Raw genomic sequence first — 2,863 nt, forward strand, 5'->3', positions numbered from 1 at the left:
CGGCGGTGGTTCAGCGTCGCCGCCACGTCGGCCAGGCTCACCTCCGCGGCCTGCGGCGACTGCAGCCACTCGGCCAGCCGCCCGGCCAGCGACGCGACCCGGGCCGGGGTCTTACCGGTCACCACCAGCGTGCTCACCGGCGGTTCCGGTTGTGCCGCCACAGGTTCGGTTTCCGGCGCCTGCTCGACGACGATGTGCGAATTGGTGCCGCTGACCCCGAACGACGACACCGCGGCGCGACGCGGCCGGTCGCCGACGATGTCGGGCCACGGCAGCGACTCGGATGCGATGTGGAACTTCTGCGCACCCTCGCCGGCCTGCGGGGTCAGCGTGGTGAAGTGCAGCTGCTTCGGGATGTGACCGTGGTGCACGCTGAGCACGGTCTTGATGAAGCCGGTGACGCCGGAGGCGGACTCCAGGTGGCCCATGTTGGTCTTGACCGAGCCGAGCACCAGTGGGGCGGAGTCCTTGCGGTCGCCGTAGACGGCCGACAGCGCGTCCAGCTCGATCGGGTCACCGAGAGAGGTGCCGGTGCCGTGGGCCTCGATGTAGTCGATGTCCGACGGGTCAAGGCGCGAGGACTGCAGCGCCCTGCGCATCAGCTCCTGCTGGGCGGGGCCGTTGGGCACGGTCTGGCCGCTGCTGGCGCCGTCCTGGTTGACCGCAGAGCCGCGCACCACCGCGAGCACGCGGTCACCGTCGCGCTGCGCGTCAGACAGGCGCTTGAGCACCACCACGCCCGCGCCCTCGCTGCGCACGTAACCGTCGGCGGCGGCGTCGAACGTCTTGCACTTGCCGTCCGGGGCCAGCATGCCCCAGCGCGAACACGCGATGTTGTTCTCCGGCGACAGGATCAGGTTCACCCCGGCGGCCAGCGCGTGGTCGCTCTCGCCGCGGCGCAGGCTCTGGCACGCCAGGTGGATCGACACCAGCGACGACGAGCACGCGGTGTCGCTCACCACGGCCGGTCCGCGCACCCCGAGGAAGTACGACAGCCGTCCGGCAGCGAAGTTCGGGGCGTTGCCGAACGGGATGTACGGGTCGATGTCCTCGGGCCGCAGCTTGCCGACGATCGAGTGGTAGTAGTCGTTGGTCGTCAGGCCGACGAACACCCCGGTCGAGGAGCCACGCAGGGTGCGCGGGTTGATCCCGGCGTCCTCGAGCGCCTCCCAGGCGACCTCGAGCAGCAACCGCTGCTGCGGATCCATCGCGGCGGCCTCACGCGGGGCGATGGAGAAGAACTCGGCGTCGAACTCGTCGGGCTTCCACGACGTCAGGAAGCCGCCCTCACGGTTGACGATGGTGCCCGGCACGGTGTGGTCGGGCGAGTAGAACTCGTCGGCGTCCCACCGGTCGGCGGGCACGCGGATCACGCCACTTTCGCCGTCGCACAACAACTTCCAGAAATCGTCCGCGTTGTCGACCCCGCCGGGCAGCCGGCAGCCGATGCCGACAACGGCGATCGGCTCGGTCTCGGCCTTCTCGGCCGCCGCCAGCCGCGCGGTCAGATCGTCGATCTTGCGCAGGGCCTCGGTGATGATCGCCCGGCGATCGGGGGTGGCGGGCTTCGAAGACGCTTGGGTCATTCCACTCAACTCAATCTTTCCGACAGTCTCGCCAGCAGTTCGTCCTCGGCGAGGTCGTCGTAGGCGTCCTCTTGGACGGTGGGGTCGCCTTCGACGTCCTTGTCGTGGTCCCCACCCTCGGTACCGGCGGTCTCGATTATCTCAGGAAGCACCGTTGCCAGATAATCGGTGAGCGCTTCCACCGTCGGGTAGTCGAAGACCACCGACGCCGGAAGCGGCTCCCCTAGGCTTTCGCTCAGCGAACGCTGCAACGTTACGCTCATCAGCGAATCCATTCCGAATTGGAAGAACCCCACCGTCGGGTCCAGCGTGTGCGCCGAGGCGAGTCCCATCGCGGCGGCGACCTGCGCCAACACATGGTCGGTGAGCATCTCGACGCGCCGCCGCGGCTCGCACTCCTTGAGCTCCCGGCGAAATCGGGTGTCCCCTGTCAGCGACGCCTGGCCGGTGGCGGTCTCCTCGGCGAGCAGGTCGTCGAGGATGTGCAGTTGCGCCCGGGTGTGATACGCCGCGGCCAGCCTCGGCCAGTCGGCGGCGACCACCGTGGCGCGGGCCGGCGCCTGCGGTCCCACGAACGAGCGCAGCGCGGTGATCGCGACCGCGTCGTCCATCGGCTCCAGGCCGGACTCCTGGGTGGCCTGCCGCTCGAACCCGGTCTGCACGTCGGCCAGCGACTTCCACAGACCCCAGTTGATCGCGGACGCGGGTAGTCCCGCGGCGCGGCGCGCGAACGCGAACGTGTCCAGGAACGTGGTCGTGGCCGCGTAGTGCGCCAGCCACCGTGAGCCGAGCACCCCGGAGATCGACGAGAACAACACGAACTGCTCGACCGGATGGCCGAGCGACAGCGTGTGCAGCAGTGCGGCGGCGTCCATCTTCGGCCGGAACATCGCCACCACGTCGTCGTGGCCCATCTCGGCCAGCGTGACCGGGCCGCCGCTCATCGCGGCGAGGTAGACGCCCTTCAGCGGTGGCAGGTCGGCCCCGAACCGGTCGAACACCGCGCGCAGCGAGGCCTCGTCGGACGCGTCCGCGGCGGCGGTGACGAGCGTGGCGCCCGCTTCGGCCAGCCGTGCGGTCAGCTCGTCGAGCCGGTTGCCCGGGTTGCGCGACACCGCGACGACGGTCCTGGCGCCCATGGCGACGAGCTGCTCGATCAGATCCGGGTGCCGTGGTGCACCCTGCTCGGAGGTGGTGGTGATGGTGCGGCGTTTGCCGCGCACCGCGCCCGAGATTCCACAGATGCGCATCAGCCGGGCCACCTGATCGCGGCCCAT

Annotated in this window: 1 protein-coding gene and 2 pseudogenes; all 3 read right to left on the minus strand. The window is 69.9% G+C overall.

The annotated features are described in order from the left end of the window. Positions 1–1,586: type I polyketide synthase (locus ASJ79_RS21655; RefSeq protein WP_231750968.1), on the minus strand; the 1,586-nt coding region annotated here is incomplete at its 3' end. A 5-nt stretch (positions 1,587–1,591) separates the two neighbouring features. Further along, positions 1,592–2,752, minus strand: a pseudogene (locus ASJ79_RS21660) (beta-ketoacyl reductase); the annotation flags it as partial. After that, positions 2,735–2,863 (minus strand): annotated as a pseudogene (locus tag ASJ79_RS34285) (IS3 family transposase); the annotation flags it as partial. The pseudogenes ASJ79_RS21660 and ASJ79_RS34285, both read right to left, overlap by 18 nt.

Origin of the sequence: Mycobacterium sp. NAZ190054 (assembly GCF_001545925.1) — a bacterium.
Taxonomy (GTDB): Bacteria; Actinomycetota; Actinomycetes; order Mycobacteriales; family Mycobacteriaceae; genus Mycobacterium.